Source organism: Acidisoma sp. L85, from assembly GCF_009765865.1.
GTDB lineage: Bacteria > Pseudomonadota > Alphaproteobacteria > Acetobacterales > Acetobacteraceae > Acidisoma.
On sequence record NZ_LMUQ01000047.1, the window covers coordinates 56,857 to 71,783 of the forward strand.

A 14,927-nucleotide genomic window follows, 5' to 3' on the forward strand; every position below is an offset into this window, starting at 1 on the left:
GCTGTTGCTCGTCCCGCCACATCCTCTCGAGAATAAAGAAGGCCGCGACAGCACTCATCATGCCGCCGCCGAAGCAGACGATCGAGCCGCCGATCTCCTGGTCGAGCTGAGCCCCGATCGCCGGGAACAAGCGTCCGCAAAGGTCGTAATAGGCGTAGAGGTCTCCGTTCGTGAAGAGAATGACTCCGCCGGCGATAATCTGTGGCAGCTGCACCCCAAAGACCAGCAGCAGCCGGACAGCGTAAGAAAGGGGCACGATGGGCTGCGGTCTCGGATCCAGGACCAGAAACCAGAAGAAAAGGCCATCGAGCACCATGCTCCAGTTCATGATTGCGTAGAGGCGTGGACTGATCATCGCCCGGAAATGGATGGAGGGCACGAGCCAGAGCAGAATAAGACCGGCGAAGAGAAAGGAGGCAAGCACCGGATGCTGGACGGCACGGATCGCCCCGCTGAGCCAGCGGTTCCGCGTCAGGCGCAGAACGTGCTGCGGGGCGCCTTTCCCCAGTGTCGCGCCGGGCCAGCTTGCCGCGATGAGAAAAGGGCCGATGTGGTGCATCACCAGGTGCTGTAATCGATTGAGAAAGAAAACATGCTGCGCGAAGTAAAGGAAATGTGTCTGCAAAACGGCATAGACAGATAGCACCCCAACGCCAAAGCATACCTGCCGCAAAATCGAGGGTCGGGCCTTGGATGGCGTGCGGATCAGTCCTTGCCCATAGCACCACAATCCGCCGGAGCAGCAGAGGAAGGTAGGCCAGGAGAATTCAGTCGGCGCCCAGACCGGCAGGCGCGACGGGTAGGTTTGACAGAGCCACGCCACCATGAGACCGGCGAACAGGCAAAGCATATAGCCGCAGGCATCCCGCCCGGGTGGCGAATGGGCATGTGATCGGGCGGAGCTCAACGCTCTTTCCAGATACTAGGCTGACGTATCCGTTCGACTAGAATTCAAGAGGCCGCCGAACTCCCGGACGGGACCATCCAAATAATGTTGCGATCACCTTCAAGCTCCACAATTGACGAACGGCTAATGCGGCCAAAGTACGCGACCTCGTCCAACACCACCTCTAGCTCATGGTCTGCGTTGATGGACTGATCGAGATTGTTCCGCCCGACAGTTTGGATGGGTCCTCTTTCGGCCCCGTTTCCACCAGTTCGGTCGGCCATGAAGCTCAGGTGCTGGAACAGGCATTGCCAACCCTTACGCCATGTTGTTTTCGATCGACATCATCCGGAATAAATCTCGACGCTACGTGTGATTGTGTCGGCGGGAACTAGGATGGCCGAAGGTCCCCAGGCTTGGCGAGGTGCGCGGGCGCGCACGGTAAGCGAAAGCGAAGTGTTCCAGGAACAGAATGTTGTGAACAAGGCCAATTAGTCTCGAAACATGACCGCGCCGGCACCTACGATAACGCGGACAACGAGGGCGAGGAGGTGGCAGAAGGCTGATCTGATAGAGCGGTCGCCGAGACGGTCGATCTGACATCTCAAGCAGGCGCATGCCGATTAGCCGTGGATCTCCTCACGCCGTGTCGTTAGTTATTCGATCTTTCTTGCCGTGGTCCGGCTTTCCGACATCTGTTACTCAGCGGCAGGGAGACCGCTGACATAGCGCGCGACCGCACTCCGCTCCCGCGCGGTGAGCTTGCCGGCGATGATCCGCATGATCGCATTGCCTTTGCCGCTCGCGAAGAATGTGAGGCGCTCTTCCAGCAACGCCACCGGCCGCCCGGCCAGAGCCGGTGCCTCCATGCCAGGACGTCCTCGGGCTTGCAGGCCATGGCAGGCCGCGCAGGGTGCGGCACCCTCAGGCGACCCATGCATGTAGATGTTCTGGCCACTCACATCATCGGAGGCTGTTGCCGCGTTGAACGGCACGGCGACCGCTAGAGCCAAGCACAAAACGGTGGTCAGAAGAGTCAGGCGTCGGTTCATACAAGAGCTTCGAGTTTACCTAGCCAGGTCGGATGGGAACGAGTGAGCCGCTGGAGGTCTTCCGCAAGCCCGTCAATGTCTGGCGTCTGGGATGCCATGGAGGGAACTAGAAGTTTCGCCGCACCGCTTTGGTCGAAGACATAGATCACCGCACTATGGATAACCTCGTACCCGTGTCCGTTCCCCGGCGGAGTTACTGAGTAGGCAACCCGGTATCGCTGTGCGAGCCGCGCAAGCTGGTCCGGCGTCCCACGCAGACCTACAAAGTTCGGTCCGAAGAGACTCATGTATTGGCCAAGAACGTTCAGCGAATCACGATTAGGGTCGACGGTCACGAATAGGAAGCGAATCTCAGACGCAGCAGGCCCCAGCCGTGTCAGCGCCTGGTTGACATTTTGCAGGGTCAGCGGACACACGTCCGGGCAGAAGGTGTAGCCGAAATAGAGCATCACGATCTTGCCGCGCATATCAGCTTGCGTAACTAGCTTGCCGTCCGGGGCACGCCGCAACGTGAACGAGAGCGATGGCGATGTGCCACTTACATCGATATCGTGCCACGGCGGAGCTTGGTCGCAGGCGACAAGCGGAGCCGCCAGCGCCATACTTGGAACGAGTGCCAATACATCGCGACGATAAAGGCTCTCTGTTGCCCTCACGGTCGTGCCCCCCGCACTTGGAAACTCGCGGAGAGGTGCCCGCCGTCGGCGAAGTGAAGAATGGCTGTCGTCATCCCGCCAATCCGCAGAACCTGGGGATCCGGCCCCATGCACATCAGATGATAGCCGCCGGGCGCGAAGCGAATTGTGCCGTGGGAAGAAATCGACACTGACGAGACCATTCCCATCGCTTCGCTCCCGCCGCTATTCGTGGAACGGTGCAACATGACCGAGCTACAGCCTTTTATCTCAGCTCCAACTAGGACGAGAGACGTGGCACCAAAATTACTTAGGGTGAAGTAACCAGCGGCGGGTCGCGAAGGAAGCAAGAGTCGGAGCCAACCATCCGTCAATTTTGCATCGGGCGTGGCCGCGGAGGCCGATGGGAGCGTCGATAACAGACTTCCTATCACGAGGAAGACTACCCATTTGAGATAGTTGGCGTTACCGACGAGCTGCCTGAGCACTCGGGCGAGCGGCAATAGCCCACGTTGCAATATTATTGTGTCCATCCCGATCGCCTACTCCTCCTGCAGCCGGATATTGCTCATGATGAGCATGGAAGGCAATGGAGTCGGCAATCAGCGAATTTCACGTGAGATGAGGGTCGTGAGCGATGCTAGTTATGCAGGCGCGACTCAATATGGAAGTAACCGCAGAATCATGGCGGGCGGTGAGGGCGACCGCGCCGGAACGTGATCCAACTCAATAATTCCGCTTGAACGTGACGATTCACACGCCCACTGCCAACGGTTTAGGATGAATGCCTGGAGGCGAAATACCAGACCCTGGATGAAAGCAGGATAGTCAACATCTGTGCGGCGGGGCTCAAAGAAAAGATGTAATGACGGATCCTAACTCAAAACGGGGGCATTTCAGGGGGCAGGGTCAAGTGCTATGACTGCCTCCCTCCACAATGCCCCTGGATAGAACCAAGTGGCGCTCTTGAACTCAGAGCTTTCCTCCGATCGATTCACCGAAGGCCGATACAACCCGGCTCTTCAGTTCAAAAGGGGATCATTGAGGCTGCTCTGCGAGGCTGACAGAGTTTTTTGTGTCTTCGTGAAAGCCACAGGCGATCCGCATACCTGCGCCACTCGCGACCTCCCGCCAATTGTCCATGGCGTAGCTCAAACCGACCAGTTTGCCGCCCGCCATGTGGCCCGAATACATTTCATAATACAGACCGCGTCGCAGCTGTGCATTGCAGTCATACTCGACTTGATATCGGATCGAGCGAATCCTCTTCCCTCCGACTGTCACGCGGTCTCTGAAATCCTGCAGCCTCCAAAGTATCACGTCTTCGCCGCTTCGCACAATGTTGGTGTCGTCCACGTACCGAGCTATCGGTCCCGTTACGTCGAGGCCCTGCCACCCACCTTGCCGCGCCGATGCCGCGTGCGCATGGCACGCAGGCCCGAGAGCAAGCAACGGCAGCAAAATTGAAGCAGCATGAGGCTTCATGTGAGACTCCAGGTATCTAAAGCGTGGCTTCTGTGCGAACAACGTCGAAAGAGTTTACCGCTAGCGACGCGGTCTGGCTGCTCAAACCGTAGTCGGCCACTGCTAACGCTGTCAGCGCTACACCAGTTTGAAGGGCTCAAGTACTGATTCTGTGTAACGAACAGTTACACGATGAAGCTTTAACTAACGGATCCATCGAGAGCACTTCGAAGCTATGGAACGCACTTCGAGATGCCGTCGACGCTGTTCAATTTGGGGCACCGTCCACGGCGACGGATCGGCACCCCGACAGCCGGCCAGAGTGGCATTATTGGGCGTCAAGATCCAATCTTTCAACAGGTCCCGCGACTGATGGATCCCCCCCAGAGGAAGCGTCTGTTGCAAAAGACTGCTGTACACGCGCCTCAATCTTGACGGCTCGCACCCTCGACGAGCAGCTCGGTCTCTGGCCCACAGCGAGGCGGCGCAGCTTAACCCGCATCGGGAAAGATGAAGTGATCATCGGTTTCTGAGGAACTCGGGTTGCGACAGAGGTACAGAGGTGGGCGTCGTACCAGCTCCTTACCTGAGGAGCGGTAACAAAATGAAATCGATTTCCGGGTGTCACGAGGTGGGGACGCGAGCATGATCGCTGCGAAACTAGGGCCACGGAGGCTTCATGCTCATTCGCCTGTCTGTCGCTGTCTATTGGCTGAGCGTGGGGGCGGCCATTGCCGCGCTCGCGATCGGCGGAAGCGACCTTTCTGTGAATGGCCGCGCCCTTATGGACGGCTGGTTTGATGCTTTGTGTTGGGTGGCACTTGCTGCCGCGATCTACGCCTGTGGGTGGTTGTTCCGCTACTTGTTCGGACCCCAGACGCCGTCTTTGAATGTCGACCGCGATCTCTGAGCGAGGCCTTCCGTCACGCCGCGGAACACCATTTGCGGACTGATGGATGTAAGCGTCGGCCGACTTGACGGGCGACTTGACCGGTGCAGGCAGCTTCACCTCGGCCAATGACTTGGTCCGTCTCATAGCCGACCCTCCTGGAGCAGGCGAAGCATCTCGGTCCCACCTACGGACATGTTCCCGCCGTCGACAGCGAGGAGGGAGATGACGCCGATCTTTGACCTCGCTATTCATACGGCAAAGACGGGCCGCGCGCGGGCAATCGGTCGGTACATGAAATCGACGGCACTTTCCCAGGGGTAGCCTGCAAGTCGGCACTGCCGACTGGGTGTATGATACACTTTACTGCGCACGTGGCCAGGCCGAGAACCTGATTAAGATGCACAAGGGCCAACTTGCCCCCGACCGAACGTCATATCGCTCCCCGATGGCCAACCAGATGCGCCTGATCCTGCATACCGCCGCCTATTGGCAGCTGCTGACCCTGCGCGATGCGCTCTCGGCACCACAGGTCTTGCACGCGCGGAATTGGCGCTCTCCGCTTGCGCCTGCTCAGTATCGCGGCACGGGTCACCGAACGGCCTGCCATGTCCGTATCGCCTTCGCCGCCGCCTGCGCCGAAGCTGCATCGTTCCGCGGCGTGGCAAATGCGCTCACCCTGTGACCGATCGGGCGCAGACACCACCGGCCCGTCCCGCAAACCAAAAAAACGCCCGCATAGCTCGGCCAGCGTCAGAAACAGGGGAGCCCCGGGCGGTCTAGTGAATAAGTGATGCCCAGTTATTGTTGAAGGTTTCTAAGACATTATCCCAACATCGTCTATTACTCAAGGGTGCTATTTAGTCGAGGTAACCTTGCCGGTCTTATTGTTAATCAAGTAGGTCCCCTTCGTGGCATTCTCACCCACCCAGTTGCAGTCCTTGTCCTGCATAATGTTATTGGCCGGTTCGTACCCTGCAGCATCAGCAGCATATCGGGCTTGAGGTTCGGTGAGACCGCCTTTGCAATTCTTATTCGTCGCCATTTCCATCGACGGTGTAACTTGTGCGAACGCGATACCGGCGCTGCCAAATAACAATACGGCCGCTAAAGCGAGTTTCATACTACGTCTCCCCTTCATGCACGGCGCTATTAAAGGCCGCGCCAAGATCGCTCTGCGCAGCCAACATATGTACTATGCCATGAGTGAACGGAATTCCGAAGATGGAAACTGTAACGCAGAGTTACAGCGTTCCAGTAGAAGTGCTATGGTAAATAGCGGTCGGGCCGGTGGAAGATGGTGGTCAATCTCGGCCGTAGCCCCGAGGCAGCTCGTATCGTTGCCCCTCAGTTTCCGGACAGTGGGACCTCACCGGTTGAAGTTGCTTTGAGAGCGATGAACTCCCGAAGGGACCGATAGCCAAGCGAGCGGTGGGGATGCAACGCATTATAATGGTCGATCCAGGCGGCGAGCGATTGGATGACGGTCACGGCGTCGAGCCTTGGGATTGAACGCCACATAGTCGCGTTTGAACGTTCGCACGAAGGCTTCTGCCATGCCGTTGGACTGCGGGCTTTCAATTGGCGTTCGCAGAGGAAGGAAGCCGATATTGCGCGCATACCGCCGCGTGTCGGCCGCTGTGTAGCACGAGCTGTTTCGGTCAGCTATTCAAAATATCGGGCAACCGGTTGAGACGGCCGAAGTGCTGCTCGACAGCCGTGACCATCAGATCGCGAATATCCTCGCCCTTGATGCCCGCCGCTGTCGCAATATAGCTCATGGCCTCGCGGTCGCAGCAGTCGAGCGCAAAGGTGACGCGAACACGTTCGGCATTGTCGCAGGCAATTTCAAAACCATCGGAACACCAGCGGAGATGGATTGCTCTACAGCCATGCGGCCATCATTCAGACGTTCTGCCTGACCAACTGCATGTTTCTGCAGGAGAAGGCGGCGTTTCTTAATGAGCCGGGTATACACGCTTGCGGTTCGCGGGTGGATCGCCTCGGGCCTTGGATCGGCGGCGAAGCACCGCCCATACCCGCGGATAGCCGTAGGACGGCATCTCAGAGATCACTGCCATGATCTCGCTCAGCAACGGCTCATCGGGCAGAGGTGGACGCACCCTGCGTTTAGAAGGCTCCTGCGCGACGCGGCGCGCGATATTCGACCGCGCCACCCCGAGCGTCTCGCAGACGGCTGTCATCTGCCCCTTCCATGGAGAGCTTCCAGAGTGGTCGTGACTTTGCCGCATGGCTCGGCCTCCTTCCCCGGCAGTTTTCATCCAGTGGCAAGGAGCGGCTCGGACGGGTCTCAAAAGCGGGACAAGCTGATATCCGACGGCTGTTGATTGTGGGCGCGATGGCGCGGGTGGGTTGGACCAGCCGCAAGCCTCCCGCGCCCGGCACCTGGCTGGCGCGGATGCTGGCCCGGAAGCCTCGCATGCTGGTGGCGATCGCGCTGGCCAACAAGATGGCGCGGGCGATCTGGGCCATGCTGACGAAGCAGGAGAGTTATCGGGATCCGGTTCTGTTCGCGACGGCTTGAGTTGATCTCAGCTGCATCTGAACAGAACCGGTAGGGGTGTGAGAAGGCGATGACCCATATGGGCGCATGATCGAGCCGATCCGGATCAGGGAAACCAGCACAGGTCTGGGTGCTTCGAGTACGTTTATGAGATTGGGACCCGATCCGCAGATCACTATATCGGCCAGCGGCTTTTGAAAACGCCGCATTCAAAGGCCTCAAAGACCGCAGTCGATCACTGGTTCAGTGAATCAGAAACTTCTTGCACCACGGACGGCAACCACAGAAGACCTGTGCGCGGCACGCTTTCTGCTAGAACGACGACGTTGAATCCGGCGCCGCGCATGTCGAGGCGCAAACGCCCGTTCTCTTGTTGTGCGGCTCATGTTTGCCCACCTATGTCTGTTTCTCAAACACCGCGTAGCCTCATTATCGTCGCGGTTCGCTTGAGATTGTAGACGATGACTGTCGGTTTGACTTGAAGGCTGGCTTTCGGCAGGCTGCGCCGTCTGCTTCGTATCCGTCCGCATCTCGGGATCAGCCACCGCATCGCCTTTGCCTCAGCAGTATAACCCCCACGTCTCGTAACGGCTTTGCCGGGCGCACTTCAGGTCTTCCGGAAGCCTGGGCCCGTGCTCCGCACCCCTGCAGCAGGCAGCGGCCGTCTAGCATCCAAGGCTGGTGGCAAGGGCTCCCAGCCGTCCCCTCCCCACATATCGAACCCGCATCGTGCGGGACTGGTGGACGGAGTTTAACCCTTAGGAACGCACGAGAGGTTTCCGCTCACATCGCGGGCGCAGGGCGGCAGGTCGATCCATAAGTTGACACTTAAGCTCCACTGCCGCCGCACCCAAGAAAGGTTTCCGGTGGGTGCGTTAAACGGTGGTTTTCTTGATTGACTGGCCGATGCCGATTCCTATCGTGAAAGCGGGTAATCTCTGGCATTTTGATTCGAGGTTTGGCCCGCAAGAAATTGTGGACCGCAGGATTGGCGGAACGAGGTCGCTACCCGACTTCTTCGGACCAGACGCTCGCCAGTCGCTACGCTGCCGCACTCTAAGACTTTGCGCAGGCGTCGGACACCCACGATGGCACCAGAGGGTCGTGCAGATGCTGCTCAAGTAGCGTGCGGAACTGAAAAGCACGACTGCATCAACACGCGATAATCATCGTTCTCGCGTGTTAGTAATTTGGGAGAGATGGCCAGCAAGGCTTGCTCCTCAGCCCTGAAGCGCTATCGACACGGGTCTTTTACCGCCGACCCGTCCGCCATCCGTGAAGCTTCCCATGTTAACTACAGAAATAAGATCGCGAGTAAACATCGACGGCTTTGGGCGCTCTGCGGGCCGGGGTACCCCGCCGGATCAAGTCTCTGCTGGCTTCCTCTCGTTGTGCCTTGCTAGCAGTGCCTCCGCCCGCGCCAGCACGGACGTGGGTAAGCCTGCCATGGCAGCGGCCCTCAAGCCATATGATTGTCCAGCTCTGCCGAACGCGACCTTGAATGTAAACACGTCCCCGTGGCGGCCAGCCGAGGCGTCCATCGCCATGCAGGCCGCGTGCTGCATGGCGTCCGCGGCATCGGCGAGCTCGTGAAAATGGGTCGCGAACAGGGTCCGGCAGCCCACCACGTCGTGCAGGTGCTCCATTGTGGCCTGCGCGATAGCCAGCCCGTCCTGCGTCGACGTGCCGCGTCCCACCTCGTCCAGGATCACCAATGAGCGCTCCGTCGCCTGATGGAGGATCGCAGCCGTTTCCACCATCTCGACGAGGAACGTCGAGCGTCCCGCCGCCAAGTCATCGGAGGCTCCGATGCGGCTGAACAGCTTATCCACCACTCCTACCCGCGCCCGCTCGGCCGGTACGAACGAGCCCACCTGCGCCATGAGCACAATGAGTGCGACTTGCCGCAGAAAGGTCGACTTGCCCGCCATATTTGGGCCGGTGAGGAGCCATATGCGGCTGCCTTCGCCCATGCCACAGTCGTTCGCCACGAAGCTTCGGCCCTGCGCCTCCAGCAGCCGTTCAGCCACGGGGTGGCGGCCGCCCTCAATATGCAAGACGGCGCCCTCGACCAGCTCCGGCTCAGTCCATAGTCCCTCCGCAGCGGCCTGGGCTAGACCGGCGACGAGGTCCAGCGCGGCCGCGGCGTGGGCCACCCGGGTTAGCTCATCGCGGACGTCGAGCACCGCGTAGGACAGCCCAGTGAACACGGCCTGCTCCTCCCTTGCGGCCCGAGCAGTGGTCTCCTCCAGCTGCGTCGCGAGCGCATCCAGCTCGGCGGTGCGGAAGCGAGCGGACGACGCGAGCCCCTGGCGCAGGGTGAAGTCCTTGCTCAGCGCCCCGGCCTGCCCTGACGGCACCTCCACGTGGTAACCCACCAGCGTATTGACCCGGATCCGCAGCGCCTTGATCCCGGTTTCGGCTATGTAACGCGCCTGAAGCCGGTCGACCGCCTCTCGGGTTCGGTTTGCTTCCAGGCGCGCTTCGTCGAGGCGTACGGCGTAGCCTTTTGCCACGTAGCCCGGCTCCTTGGCGGTTGCAGGTAGTTGGCCGGTGAGCGCCCGGCCTAGGCTGCGGCTGGCGGCGGCGCAGGTCCCCTGCGCAGCCGTGGCGAGTTCCCGGGCGACAGACGCAAGCCCTGGCGGCAGGTCTCCGGTGCCACTTAGCCGGGCCGACATGGCAGAAGCCCGTTCCAACGCGTCGCGGACGGCCGCAAGGTCCCGCGGACCGCCTTTGCCGAGCGAGAGACGACCGCAGGCGCGCAGCACATCCGGCATGGCGCCGAGATCATCGCGGCAATCGGCCCTAACCTGAGAACTGGCCACCAAAAAGCGCACCATGGCCAGCCGCCGCCCGATCTGTTGCGGGTTGGTCAGTGGCGCCGCGAGCTGGCGCGCAAGCAGCCGCGCCCCTGCTGCGGTCATGGTCCGGTCGAGGACGGACAACAGCGACCCTTCCCGCCCGGACCCGGAGGTGAGTACCTCGAGGCCACGCAGCGTCGGCGCGTCCACCTGGACGGTATCGCTCGTCAGCGTCCGCCGCGGTGACGGTAGCCCGCGCGGCAGCTCACCCAGCGTGGCGCGCACGTAGTCGAGCAGGACCGCCAGAACGGACATCTCCGACTGCGAGAAGCCGCGCAGCTGGTCCCGCCACCCCTCCCCGTAAGCTTGCCCTAGCATGGCGCCGGGATCGGCCTGCAGTTCACCTGCTTCCTGCAAGTCGGAGAAGGGCGCGCCGGAGCTGCGGACGGCGACGGCGAGCGCCTCAGAATGTTCCGGCCAGCGTGCCACCAGGATTTCGGAAGGCGCGACGCGTGCCAGAGCGGGGCCGCAGCCCTCAAGGGAGGCGGTGGTCGCGCCGGATTCCCCGGTGGACAGGTCCATCCAGGCAAAGGTGACGGAGAAGTCGTCCGCAAGCGCCACGGTTAAATTGTTATTCCGGTCCATCGGGACGACGTCGGCGTCCACTGACGTTGCGGGCGTGAGGCGTCTCAGCAGTCGCTCGCCTCCGTTTTCCGCGGGCTGCTCCGAGATGGCGACCTTGTGCCCGCCCCCCAGCAGCCGGGCAACAGCCTGTACCGATGAGCCGGCGGGAATCCCGCACATTGGGACATCATCGGCGTCCTTCTGGCGTCGGCGGGTTAGCTGCAGGCCGAGCGCGCGGGACACGGTGGCGGCATCCTGGCCCAGCACCTCGTAGAACTCGCCCACCCGATAGAGCACGAGGTAGCCTGGCGCGGCGGTCTGCGCCGCCGCGTAGGCGAGCATCATCGGACTCGTGCCGAGTATCGCAGAAGTGTCCATGCTATTATTCTAGAGCGCGTCTACCTGAATTTGGAAATTCGCTACGTGTTCATGGCGCGTCTCCTTCGCTACTAAGGAGCGCGTGGGACGAAGAGGCCCGAGGCACTGAAACCCCTGGTCGATGCCTCGAAGAGGCTTGTGCAGGTGTCCATGGCGATTACGCGGCTGATGCGGGGTTCGCGTGCGCTGCGCGGATGAGCAGGCCACCGCCGAGGGAGAGTTCCAGTAGGGTAAATTCGGTCAGGGCGAAGTAGTCCAGGATGGCGGCAACCGGCAGGTGCCAGTCTGGGGTCATCGGAATGCCCGCGTCTAGCGCCGTGCCCTGGCGCGGGCCGTCGGATATCACGGTGTCCAGGCCTGCGTCGCGGAGGGCGAGCGCCGCAGGCAGCCATTCCATGATGTAGCTGTCGTAGTCGCCGAAGACGACGATCGTCCCGCGCGGCTGCGCCGGGGTGAACCGGTAGCCGACAGATGCGTCTGCTGGTAGGTAACCAAGTGGTGGTCATCCCAACGAACACATCGCTCGCGTAGTTCCTGGCTATGAGTCTCGACCCTCCTAGTCACGAGGTTCTCGAACCACTGCGAACCTCGCTGCCGCTGATGCGGTCTTGCATCTTAGCAAGCGCTCTAACCAAGCCCCTGGCGTGATGTCACTGCGTTGGACAGCCTTGTCAGCAAGTTGAGTTTTCTTGTCGAGCAGTCCCATGAAACCTTTGGAAAACTGTTGCGCAGCTTTCTTATTTGATCTCTCCTTTCGCGGTGATCAATCGGGCCGAGCCGCTACCAGCGGAGGAAGTGAAGCTTGGTCGAAACTGTCGGTCGGTATGAAGTTGAAGCTCATGGGCCGGGGAGCAACGCGTTCGGTGGGCCGAGCATCATGAAACTGACTGTCTGAAGTCAGCCCGCTAAATTGGAGAGGCCTGAAACTCTAGCTTGGTTCCGAGGTGGAAGAGGGTCCCCGAACCACAACTCAAATGTCGGGATGTCGACCTCCAGGCGCGAACTGAGAAGCAAACCGGGGGAGCCAACCCGACATACGTTCTCGTGGCAACACCATGTTTTCCTCGAAACCCGATCGCAAGGCTCCATATCGCAGCGGGAGCACGCCGGTCCCCATTTACTGCTGCTCCCTTCAGGAGGCTGCCCTATGGCAATTAGCGACGACAAGGCGATTTCGCGGCGCAACGTGGTCGGTGGAGCTGGCATAGGACTGGCCGCTGTCGCGGCGGCCGTGACGCCGGCTCTCGGTCAACAGACGTCGTCACCGCCGTCGCCGTCGCGGCCGTTGCAAGACCCGACCCACAAATACCCACGACCGCCTTTTAAGAAGCAGTTGCAAGCCTGGCCGGGTTTGGCCAGCAAAATGGACCCCCGCCCTGACCATGGCGAGCAGAGCTACCGGGGATCAGGTCGACTCGCTGGACGCAAGGCTCTCATCACCGGAGGTGATTCCGGGATGGGCCGCGCTGCTGCTATTGCCTACGCGCGCGAAGGAGTGGATGTCGCAATCAATTACCTTCCGGCCGAAGAACCTGATGCCCGTGAAGTCATCGCACTCATCAAGGCAGAAGGGCGGGTCGCGGTTGCAATCCCAGGCGATATCCGCGACGAGGCCTTCTGCCAGAAGCTTGTTGCTGATGCAGTCGCCGGTCTCGGCGGTTTAGATATCCTGGTGAGTAACGCCGGTCGTCAGCGGGCACATAACTCGATCTTGGACATTTCGACCGAGCAGTTCGACTGGACGATGAAGACAAACATCTACGCGCCGTTTTGGATTATCAAGGCAGCGCTGCCACACATGCCGCCCGGTTCCGCCATCATCGCGACGACGTCGGAGCAAGCATACGATCCCACGCCCGATCTTTACGACTATGCGCAGACAAAGGCCGCGACGATGAATTTTGTCAAATCTCTAGCCAAGCAGCTTGGCCCAAAGGGTATTCGTGTAAACGGCGTGGCACCCGGGCCCGTTTGGACGGCGCTTCAGGTGACAGGCGGAGCGTCACAGGAGAAGCTCGAGAAGTTTGGAAGCATGACACCGCTTGGTCGTCCCGGTCAGCCCGCGGAGCTGGGCTCGATCTATGTTCAGTTGGCAGCTGCGGATGCTAGTTTTGCGACTGGGCAAGTCTACGGCGCGGCGGGAGGCAGCGGTCAGCCGTAGGAATTCTGTTCGACGCAATAGGCGCCGCGGTCGCTGTCGATACGGGGACCGTTCTTGTTTTTCCTTCGACCGAGTCGACGGGACGATATTCGCCGGCGGGATGTCCAGCGGCAATCCACAACGCCACTGTAAACCAATGAGCGCGCACTCGCAGCCTCGACCTGTCAGCATATTTGGGGATCACCTTTGCAACGATAGAGACTTCGTCAGCGGCGGCAATTGCCGGTTTCCGAGCGCAACCGTCACCGTCGGTGGTCTGCGGCTGCACTGCTAAGTCAGCGATCTGGGCGGCCAGCCGGTAATCCTTTTGCATGGCTTTCTCTCAACGGGATACGCATGCCGAAAAGCGGCGCCTGCGCTGGCCGAGGCGGGACTGGCCGCGCTGATCCCCGACATGCGTGGCTACGGCGACAGACGATAAGGTGGACGACACGAAGGGCTACGTCGCCCGCGCTCTTGCCGAGGAAGGGCATTCCTTGGTCGCCGAGCTTGGTTTCGGTCATGGCAAGCCGATCATCCATGCGGCGCATGACATGGGAGCTGCTGCACTGCTCTGGAGCGCCGACCACCCGAGCGAGGTGGCCGGCCTGCTCCATATCGAAGCGCCCGTGGTCCGCCAGTCCGTGGCGCGAAAGACCCTCGACATTGGTCTAGCGCATTACGGCCGCGGCGACCTTGAGGCGGTGCAAAACCGCGGTGAGATGCTGCACATCAACGTGCTGGGCTTGGCCACCGTCGCCCGAGACGTCACGCCCGAGTTGGCCCGCGCGACCATCGCCTCGGTGACGGTCTTGGGTGCGCTCCATGCCAGTGCCGAGGTCAAGGCCGCGTTGGCGGACCGAACGAACTAAATCAACGCTGACGGGCCAAGCGTCGCCCGTCAAAACGACGACGATCCACTATCGACGGAAGCCGATATCGGTTCCGCACGGGATGCCTGATGGGGTCCCAAAACACGAAAGTCACAGCCATGAAGAATCACCTGCCTGACGGGCTGCTACAGGCGACACGTTTGACAACGGGAGGCCGTCTTGCGGAGGCCACCGCCGCTTTGCAGAACATGCTTGCCGGCCGACCAGCGAGATCAAACGCCGATGTGATCCCGCAACTGAACCCTCTTACGATCGAAGGCGTGGTCGAACCGGCAAGATCGGCAAGGGGCGACCACGCACCACAAACATGGGCTAGGTTCGGTAAAGCCGGCGGCGGCAGGACCTTTGCCTCCGGGCAGTTCAATTTGAAGCCGGCGGTCTCTCATCCGTCATGCAATTTCTTTGGGCAAGGCACCTACGGCAATTTCGAGTTGCCGGTCGGTGGTCTAACTCCACTGTCTCCGAACCGGGCCCCAGTCATTGTGCCGGATGGTGCGCGGTTTCTTGCCAAGACCTTCAGCAACCAGGCCGGCAGCCGCCCTTATAAGCTTTATGTGCCCAGCGGCTACCATGGACAAGCCGTGCCACTGATCGTGATGCTGCACGGCTGCACACAGTCGCCGGATGATTTCGCCGTCGGC

15 protein-coding genes and 3 pseudogenes are annotated in these 14,927 nt (G+C 60.7%); 8 read left to right on the forward strand and 10 right to left on the reverse strand.

The window, feature by feature from the left end:
* Nucleotides 1-25 precede the first annotated feature (25 nt).
* The 5 genes and pseudogenes from GSQ83_RS30545 to GSQ83_RS13440 form a co-directional block, all read right to left on the reverse strand.
* Nucleotides 26-850, reverse strand: a pseudogene (locus tag GSQ83_RS30545) (cytochrome c oxidase assembly protein); the annotation flags it as partial.
* Between the two features lie 734 nt (nt 851-1,584).
* Nucleotides 1,585-1,938, reverse strand: a complete 354-nt coding sequence (locus GSQ83_RS13425; RefSeq protein ID WP_158803392.1) for a hypothetical protein — start codon at nt 1,936-1,938, stop codon at nt 1,585-1,587.
* Nucleotides 1,935-2,594, reverse strand: a complete 660-nt coding sequence (locus tag GSQ83_RS13430) for an SCO family protein (protein WP_158803393.1) — start codon at nt 2,592-2,594, stop codon at nt 1,935-1,937. Before GSQ83_RS13430 ends, GSQ83_RS13425 begins: the two co-directional genes overlap by 4 nt.
* Nucleotides 2,591-3,106 (reverse strand): copper chaperone PCu(A)C, encoded by a 516-nt coding sequence (locus GSQ83_RS31265; RefSeq protein WP_371418010.1) that lies wholly within the window; start codon nt 3,104-3,106, stop codon nt 2,591-2,593. Before GSQ83_RS31265 ends, GSQ83_RS13430 begins: the two co-directional genes overlap by 4 nt.
* 505 nt (nt 3,107-3,611) lie before the next feature.
* The gene (locus tag GSQ83_RS13440) at nt 3,612-4,058 is read right to left on the reverse strand and encodes a surface-adhesin E family protein (protein WP_158803395.1); all 447 of its coding nucleotides are present in this window, start codon (nt 4,056-4,058) and stop codon (nt 3,612-3,614) included.
* Between the two features lie 658 nt (nt 4,059-4,716).
* Here GSQ83_RS13440 and GSQ83_RS13445 point away from each other — a divergent pair.
* Both GSQ83_RS13445 and GSQ83_RS13450 read left to right on the forward strand, forming a co-directional pair.
* A complete protein-coding gene (locus GSQ83_RS13445) occupies nt 4,717-4,947 on the forward strand; it encodes a hypothetical protein (protein WP_158803396.1) in 231 nt (76 codons plus the stop codon).
* 328 nt (nt 4,948-5,275) lie between these two features.
* Entirely contained in the window at nt 5,276-5,611 is a 336-nt protein-coding gene (locus GSQ83_RS13450) for a transposase (RefSeq protein WP_254065667.1), read from the forward strand.
* Nucleotides 5,612-5,782: 171 nt separating this feature from the next.
* On the opposite strand, the gene GSQ83_RS13455 is transcribed toward GSQ83_RS13450, so the two are convergent.
* From GSQ83_RS13455 to GSQ83_RS31615, 3 genes and pseudogenes are all read right to left on the reverse strand, one after another.
* Entirely contained in the window at nt 5,783-6,049 is a 267-nt protein-coding gene (locus tag GSQ83_RS13455) for a hypothetical protein (protein ID WP_158803397.1), read from the reverse strand.
* Between the two features lie 224 nt (nt 6,050-6,273).
* On the reverse strand, nt 6,274-6,546 hold the full coding sequence (locus tag GSQ83_RS31270) for an integrase core domain-containing protein (protein ID WP_371418011.1): 273 nt from the start codon (nt 6,544-6,546) through the stop codon (nt 6,274-6,276).
* 62 nt (nt 6,547-6,608) lie between these two features.
* Nucleotides 6,609-7,139, reverse strand: a pseudogene (locus tag GSQ83_RS31615) (IS3 family transposase); the annotation flags it as partial.
* Between GSQ83_RS31615 and GSQ83_RS13470 the strand changes: the two are divergent.
* Together GSQ83_RS13470 and GSQ83_RS31280 are read left to right on the forward strand one after the other, a co-directional pair.
* A pseudogene (locus GSQ83_RS13470) lies at nt 7,133-7,471 on the forward strand (transposase); the annotation flags it as partial. The pseudogenes GSQ83_RS31615 and GSQ83_RS13470 overlap by 7 nt on opposite strands.
* Before the next feature lie 885 nt (nt 7,472-8,356).
* Nucleotides 8,357-8,575 (forward strand): DUF2950 family protein, encoded by a 219-nt coding sequence (locus GSQ83_RS31280; protein WP_158803424.1) that lies wholly within the window; start codon nt 8,357-8,359, stop codon nt 8,573-8,575.
* A 239-nt stretch (nt 8,576-8,814) separates the two neighbouring features.
* Here the strand turns inward: GSQ83_RS31280 and mutS are convergent, their stop codons facing one another.
* Together mutS and GSQ83_RS13485 are read right to left on the reverse strand one after the other, a co-directional pair.
* Nucleotides 8,815-11,253 (reverse strand): DNA mismatch repair protein MutS, encoded by a 2,439-nt coding sequence (mutS, locus tag GSQ83_RS13480; protein ID WP_158803400.1) that lies wholly within the window; start codon nt 11,251-11,253, stop codon nt 8,815-8,817.
* Between the two features lie 157 nt (nt 11,254-11,410).
* Nucleotides 11,411-11,650, reverse strand: coding sequence for a hypothetical protein (locus GSQ83_RS13485; protein WP_158803401.1), 240 nt, complete (start codon nt 11,648-11,650; stop codon nt 11,411-11,413).
* A gap of 750 nt (nt 11,651-12,400) precedes the next feature.
* On the opposite strand from GSQ83_RS13485, the gene GSQ83_RS13490 reads away from it, so the two are divergent.
* From GSQ83_RS13490 to GSQ83_RS30555, 4 genes are all read left to right on the forward strand, one after another.
* The gene (locus tag GSQ83_RS13490) at nt 12,401-13,414 is read left to right on the forward strand and encodes an SDR family oxidoreductase (RefSeq protein WP_158803402.1); all 1,014 of its coding nucleotides are present in this window, start codon (nt 12,401-12,403) and stop codon (nt 13,412-13,414) included.
* Between the two features lie 307 nt (nt 13,415-13,721).
* Nucleotides 13,722-13,835: a hypothetical protein gene (locus GSQ83_RS31285; protein WP_371418012.1), complete on the forward strand. Its 114-nt coding sequence runs from the start codon at nt 13,722-13,724 to the stop codon at nt 13,833-13,835.
* 1 nt (nt 13,836) lies between these two features.
* The gene (locus GSQ83_RS13495; protein WP_254065668.1) at nt 13,837-14,265 is read left to right on the forward strand and encodes a hypothetical protein; all 429 of its coding nucleotides are present in this window, start codon (nt 13,837-13,839) and stop codon (nt 14,263-14,265) included.
* A 209-nt stretch (nt 14,266-14,474) separates the two neighbouring features.
* The coding region (locus GSQ83_RS30555; RefSeq protein ID WP_254065674.1) for a PHB depolymerase family esterase at nt 14,475-14,927 on the forward strand (453 nt) is incomplete at its 3' end.